This window comes from Ethanoligenens sp., assembly GCF_047718355.1.
Taxonomy (GTDB): domain Bacteria; phylum Bacillota; class Clostridia; order Oscillospirales; family Ethanoligenentaceae; genus Ethanoligenens.
Map to the genome: position 1 here is coordinate 1 of NZ_JBDNLG010000121.1, position 6,535 is coordinate 6,535.

Genomic DNA, 6,535 nt, shown 5'->3' on the forward strand with positions numbered 1-6,535 from the left:
ATTTGATAGTTGACCCATCAGAAAGTCGAATGTAAATTTTTTTACCAATTCCAAACATCCAAGTTGATATTTTGACTTTTGCAAATTGCTTGTAAGGAATTGCCGTATGTTCTTTGGGGTGCCCTGACATATCCAATTTCACCATGATTAGTCTGGATGTGCTGAACCCTAACAAAAAGTATTGATTTGCAAGTGCTGAAAGACTTCCGAGCAACATCATCTTCCCTGCATTAGCCGTAATGACTGCATAGCAGTAGTAAATTTCTCCATCTTCCTGCTTTTGCAATTCTGAAAAAATTTGTTGTATCGTTTCATCGTTGATTTTCATTTGCAAATCCTCCTGCTGTCTGTTTGATTGTTTAGTGATAATGTAAAAAAATTTCATGTACTGTCCATATTGTACCACAAAAAGACTAATGCGTTTAGGTTGGTCTGATTGCCTTGCTGTCGCTATTTACCGCCTCAGCAGCTAAACGGTTGGTATTTTATTGATTACCGCGCCTGTAAGGCCGCTGTGAGGGCTGTAGGGGGCTTGTATAGCTATAACATTTTGCATGACGGATTAGCCGAAATATGCTATAATTCAAGCTATAGGACACGGCGTAATCTTTCGTGTAAATCAAGGCAAAATCCAACAAACAGACGGAGGTTTGATTGCGCTTAAGCATCTCGCTGTAAGGTTTTTTAAAAAAATCGCATAATACAGGTTGACATTTGCAAAAATATTGATATAATAAAGCATGCGCCTTTTGATGCGGGATTGTGTAAGGGTAGCACGACAGACTCTGACTCTGTTTGTGAGGGTTCGAATCCTTCTCCCGCAACCATATAGGAACCGCTTAGATAAGCCAGAAATGGCAAGTCTAAGCGGTTTTGTTTTGCTCGAAAATTGCCCAGTATGCCTACGGTGTGCCTACGCAAAGGCAAAACTATATCTTATCTATGGCCTTATCCATCTCGGTTTTCCCAACGTGCGTATAGACATCCATAGAAATATCTACCGTTGCGTGCCCTAAAAGTGCCGCTATGATTTATAGAGATTGTAAAAACAATTCTGCGCCCATATTCCGCCGTCCTCTTTGCAAAAAACAGTTTTGCTTTTATCTGTTGCTGGTTCTATGTTTTTCAACGTTTGGCGTACAAGTGGATGCATCGGGATGGTTCGGGTACTCTCTCGCGTTTTGGTTTTTTGAACGATTATAGGGGCATATCCATTCAGCGTAACAGTTTGATGAATGCGAATGGTGTTGGAGTTGAAGTTTATGTCGCCCCATGACAGCGCCAGCAGCTCTTCCTGACGCATTCCAGACTTTAGGAGCACAATTATAGCCTTACCGATCTTGTGAGGGACGTGGGGCTTTTTCTGCGTCAGAAACAGAGGGGCGAAATCAATTATCGCTTGCTCTTCCTCTGGAGTAAAGGAGCTCTTTTCATTTTTGGTTTTTGGCATATTGGGAAGTTTTATTTTTCGCGCCGGATTAGCGACAAGATATCCGTCATCGACCGCTGCTTCCAACATTTCGTGGGTAAATTGTTTTGCATGTTTAATTATTGTAGGAGAGTACCCATTTTGAAACAGCTCATTCAAGCTGTTCTCATAAAGAATGGTCTTACTCGATCTTGCCCACAAAGTTATAATGGATGGTGATTTTGCGGTATTTCTGGTTCCCCTTGATGAACCGTTCACCGACTTCGATGTAATTGATCAGCTCCAGCAGCATTTCCCGGTCGAGTTGTTCCACGGCCACGTACTTCTTGATAGCGGCAAGGAAACTGTCCACTTCCCGCTCATTCTGAGCCGATGCGGCGATCTTTTCTTCCAGCCCATGCGCCTGTGCGGTCTTTTCTTTGCGCTCGGCCTCGTACTTCTGCATCAGACCGACGCATACGCTCTCCGGGATGGCGCCGCGCACCTTATCCTCATACAGGCTGGAAATGAGGCGGTCAAGCTCCTTCAACCGCTTGCCGGTCGTTTTGAGGGCCTTGTGATCGGCGGCGAGCTGTTGCTCGGATTGCTTGGATTTCTGCCGAAGCAGTTCCTGTCGCACCTTATCCTCGTCCTGCAAAACGCCGCTGGCCTGCCTGCGAATATCGTCGAGCACCAGTTCCGACAACGGTTTCAGATAGATGATATGGGCGGAGCAGGCGGATTTTCCGCTGCTGGCATAATTGCCACATACATAGCTGACATATTTAACCTTGCTGCCATTTTTGCGCACATGGTTTTCCTCGCAGTACCGCATGGCGAAACCGCAATCCGCACAACGTACCAATCCGCCGAATAAACTGATTTCGCCGTTTTTGTGGGTACGGGGCTTAAAACGTTTCCGGTCGATCTCCACGCATAAATCCCATGTAGCCCGGTCAATGATTGGTTCATGGGTGCCATCCACGCGAATCCAGTTATCCTCCGTCTTTTTGATCTGCTTGTGGTTCTTGTAAGAAGCGGTTCCCGTTTTCATTTGAACCGTATTGCCGAGGTAGACCTCGTTGCGAATCAAAGTTTTTATGGTTACTTCATTCCACAAGTGATTGGAATAAAACGGATTTATTTTTTGAAGCAGACGGTAATAGTGCTCGCGCGGAGGAAGAATGTGATCACGGTTAAGGACGGAGGCAATAGCCCGGTATCCTAAACCTTCGCAACGGAGCGAAAAGATACGTCTTACCACAGGAGCGACTTCTTCGTCAATCACCAGATGGTGCTTATCCTCCGAACTTTTGAGGTAACCATAAGGCGCGTACGCTCCGATATAACGCCCCGCAGTTGCACAGGCCCGTTTGACGGCTTTAATCTTTTTGCTGGTATCTTTGCTCTGGAACTCGTTGAACAAATTTCGGAAGGGCATCATATCGTTGTCGTTATGAAGTGTATCCACGCCGTCATTTACGGCAATAAATCGGCAACCGATCATTGGAAAAACATAATCCGTAAATTGTCCAACCTGTATGTAGTTGCGTCCAAAGCGGGATAAATCCTTTACCAGAATGAGATTGATCTTACCGTCTTTCGCGTCCTCGATCAGCCGTTCCACCCCGGGCCGCTGAAAACTGGTTCCGCTGTAACCGTCGTCGCAATAAATGCTGTAATCAAACCAGCCCTGTTGTTCGGCGTAGTGCGTGAGCATTAACTTCTGATTCTTAATGCTCACCGATTCTCCGGCCCGTTCATCGTCTTTACTTAAACGAACGTAGATGCCGACCTTAATGGCGTCCTGATTTGTCATGTCAGCCCTCGCTTTCTCAAATCAAACGCGCCGTCGGCTGTATTACCTGCTGTTATCATACCGCAGGCCAGCGTGGGCGGCAACCCTTATCCCTGAAAAAGCAGGGCTTATTGATGGTAATGGGTGACTTTGACTCGAGACCGGCCCAGTGCTTTCTTGACCGCCAGCCGTTCAAGGGCCTTGTCGATCTCTTTGAATCCCTCATACCGGCTGGTGAGGCAGTAGCAGGTATCTCCGATCTGCACTTCCCGATAGGTGCTTTGGACGCGGTCTCCGGCTGTACCGCCACCGCTGCGGTCATGAAACAATTCTTTTAGCCAATAGAGCAGGCAACGGGTAAAAAAGAAAATTTGTCTGAAATTCATAGACCCTCCAATTCAAAATATCCTTTACTATACATGAGATTTTCCCTGTAAAAAGGAAGCCCCGCTTTTCTGTGCCTTGAGCACTGAACGCCTCACGGAAAGGAGCATCCCGCAAGAATGAGCCTTGCCGTGAGGCACGCAAGAGGTTTGGAGGGCGCAGCCTTCCATCGCGCCCGGCAGGGCGCAACGGCCTCGCAGAGCGCACGGCACCCGTCAGGGTGTATAAGTGCGCCATGAAATGGATTGCATCAACAGAATGGGCTGCGAATTTGGACACAGGCAAAAAAGCGGGCAGAAAAATGGCAGACAGGTTGAACCCGTCTGCCCTCCAAGCCGTCATTTTTCGGGGATACTATTTTGCAGAATCTGCCTGCAAAATATGTTTCGCCTTCTTTCTGACCGCCTCAATGCTATTCAGAACGGCAGATTTTGAGCAACCGTAGATGTTACCAATCTGGGAACAACTGAGCCCTTCCAAAGCAAAAAGTAGGAAACGCTGACGCTGCTTCGGTGTGCAGCTTTCCAGCACCGTTATAATCTCCCGGAAGGTTTCCCTGTGGCAGAGCCAATCCTCCGGCGTTTCATAGTAGCTCCGGCTGCACTCATGGGCTATAAGGTATTCATCGAACTCGCGTCCGTCCCAATGGCGGCGCTTTTCGTGAAAAAGGTTTTCGCTCTTGTGCCTAGCTCGGTCGAGAAATTGGCCGACCTCGGTGGATACTTCCACTTCTATGGATTGCCCGTAATTTTTGATATATACTTTCACAATTTCGCGTCCTTCCCGAGTAGTTGAACTTTCGGAAAGGACGGCAGGGGGCGAGCGACAGCGGGGCGTCAAATTGCCCGAAGACAGAAAAACGCTCGATGGGAGGGTATCCCATTGAGCGTTAAGATAAAAATGAAATTTCGCTGGAAGGCGGACGGTAAAATTGTATAGTAGCTTGTTGGCTCAAAGAATTATATTTTCACCTATAATTATACGTTTTTCTTGCGGTCAGTAAAAATGCCCAAAAAGCAGGTGGAAATTAGTATAATCGCTGCAATAAAAAAAACACCGTCGAAAGAATCGGCTATTTTTTGCTGCTTATCCGCAATGATTTTTCCCATTACATTTTGTATTTCAACAATTTGTTTTGGCAAGGCGCCCTTATGTATTTCATTTGTTTTCACTGCACCCGCTAAAGAGTTTTCAATATCATTTTGCATTTTGGTATGCAGTTTCTTTTGTTCGGAGGTATCATTGCTGTTTAAGATCAATGAAAGATCTTTTGTCGCGACTGTCTGGACAGATTCAGTAACAGTGGAATGATCAAAACTTGTGATGGCATCTGTTTTTATGTTAGCCTTAGCATTGGATATATTTACATCGAGAATACTAACCAACAGCGCAATCCCGATGCACATTCCAATTTGTCTCATTGAATTGATTATACCAGAGGCCATTCCGCTTTTTTGCACGGGCAAAAATTTTACGGCTGTTACGATTGCTTGGCAAGCAAATCCCATTCCGAAGCCACAAATCACAACGTCAAAAATCATAGTCGATCGAGGCGTGCTTACAGTGAGCCGTGACAAAAGAAGAATCCCAATGCCCATAATAAGATTTCCCAACACATTTATGGGTTTTGCGCTTCCAATTTTAGCCGCGAGCAGATTACCAAGTGGCATAGATATAACCACGGTTACCGATGTCCACATAATGATAAATGCCGCATTCAAGGCAGTATAGTTCAAAATGTTCTGTAAAAAATAATTTAGAATTACGGCCGGGCAAACAAGTGAAAAACCAGTCATCATATAGCAAAAATCAGACGCCGAAAAAGTGCTTTCTCGAAATAGCCCTAATTCCAACATAGGAAATTTCACTTTTTTCTCTGTCAGTATAAACAAGACAAAGGCAGCAGCGGAACCTACAAACATTGAAACAATCAGCCCGGAATTCCAGCCGTAATATTGGCCTTTCAAAAAAGCAAATATTAATAGAAATAAAGTAGCAGTCAGCAATACCACACCGAGAAAATCAACTTTTTTGGAAACCGTGTTGTCATATGTCTCTTTGATACATATTGCTACGGTTGTCAGGGCGATTACAATCAATGGAATATTGACATAGAAAATTCCTCTCCATCCAATGTACTGAATGATTACGCCGCCAAGTGCTGGCCCTCCTGCGGCGGCCAGTGCGGTAACGGCACCCGTAATACTGGTTATAATTCTTATTTTTGCCTTTCCAAAAAGAGCAAGCCCCATTGGCAATATTGTCGGAGAAATCATGGCTCCGCCGATACTCTGAATAAACCGCATGACGATTAGAAAAATCAAGGACTGTGACAATCCGCACATAGCCGAGCTGATGCCAAATATGCATAGACCAATCATCATGCATTTTTTCCTGCCGAATTGGTCTGCAAGTTTTGCAGCGGTGATCATGAACACGCCAAAACCCATTACATAGATTGTCGAAATCCAGCTCACATCATTTAAATTGGCACGAAATGAGTTAACAATATCTGGCAGAGCTATGTTGGTGATGGTGCTATCCAGCATTCCAATAAACAGAGCAAGTACCAGTGCCATAAACCCTATAATTTTCCTACGGCTGGTCACAAATAACGCCTCCCTAATAATATAAGAATTTTCTTACATTTATAGGATAGCACTGCGGTGCCGCAAAAGCAATAGGAAAGTAAGATTTTTCTTACATTGACAAAACTCTTTTCATGAATTAATATAAGTGCATATTGTGCCAAACACTATAGGGGGTGAATGCACATGCCCAAGAGGTCTCAAAAACCTGTACGGGTACCACGGCAAAAACGTTCAATTGAAAAAAAAGAGGAAATAGTATCTGCTGCCTACGCTGTATTTAAGAAAAAAGGATATTTTGCGACTTATACTGATGATATAGCAGCCGAGGCAGGTTTTTCAGTGGCAAGTGTATAT

The 6,535-nt window shown here is 44.9% G+C and carries 7 protein-coding genes and 1 tRNA gene; 2 read left to right on the forward strand and 6 right to left on the reverse strand.

The window, feature by feature from the left end; all coding sequences use genetic code 11:
• The coding region (locus tag ABF463_RS13420) for a PH domain-containing protein (RefSeq protein ID WP_415534362.1) at window positions 1–328 on the reverse strand (328 nt) is incomplete at its 3' end.
• A gap of 425 nt (window positions 329–753) precedes the next feature.
• On the opposite strand from ABF463_RS13420, the gene ABF463_RS13425 reads away from it, so the two are divergent.
• Window positions 754–827, forward strand: a tRNA-Gln gene (locus ABF463_RS13425).
• A gap of 197 nt (window positions 828–1,024) precedes the next feature.
• Here ABF463_RS13425 and ABF463_RS13430 read toward each other — a convergent pair.
• The 5 genes from ABF463_RS13430 to ABF463_RS13450 all read right to left on the reverse strand — a co-directional run bounded on the left by ABF463_RS13430 (window position 1,025) and on the right by ABF463_RS13450 (window position 6,199).
• Complete coding sequence (locus tag ABF463_RS13430) at window positions 1,025–1,588, reverse strand: tyrosine-type recombinase/integrase (RefSeq protein ID WP_415534364.1); 564 nt, start codon at window positions 1,586–1,588, stop codon at window positions 1,025–1,027.
• A 22-nt stretch (window positions 1,589–1,610) separates the two neighbouring features.
• On the reverse strand, window positions 1,611–3,227 hold the full coding sequence (locus ABF463_RS13435; protein WP_415534366.1) for a recombinase family protein: 1,617 nt from the start codon (window positions 3,225–3,227) through the stop codon (window positions 1,611–1,613).
• 107 nt (window positions 3,228–3,334) lie between these two features.
• Window positions 3,335–3,592: a hypothetical protein gene (locus ABF463_RS13440; RefSeq protein ID WP_415534368.1), complete on the reverse strand. Its 258-nt coding sequence runs from the start codon at window positions 3,590–3,592 to the stop codon at window positions 3,335–3,337.
• Between the two features lie 352 nt (window positions 3,593–3,944).
• The gene (locus ABF463_RS13445; RefSeq protein ID WP_415534370.1) at window positions 3,945–4,358 is read right to left on the reverse strand and encodes an RNA polymerase sigma factor; all 414 of its coding nucleotides are present in this window, start codon (window positions 4,356–4,358) and stop codon (window positions 3,945–3,947) included.
• A 209-nt stretch (window positions 4,359–4,567) separates the two neighbouring features.
• Window positions 4,568–6,199: an MFS transporter gene (locus ABF463_RS13450; protein WP_415534372.1), complete on the reverse strand. Its 1,632-nt coding sequence runs from the start codon at window positions 6,197–6,199 to the stop codon at window positions 4,568–4,570.
• Window positions 6,200–6,364: 165 nt separating this feature from the next.
• Here ABF463_RS13450 and ABF463_RS13455 point away from each other — a divergent pair.
• The coding region (locus ABF463_RS13455; RefSeq protein ID WP_415534374.1) for a TetR/AcrR family transcriptional regulator at window positions 6,365–6,535 on the forward strand (171 nt) is incomplete at its 3' end.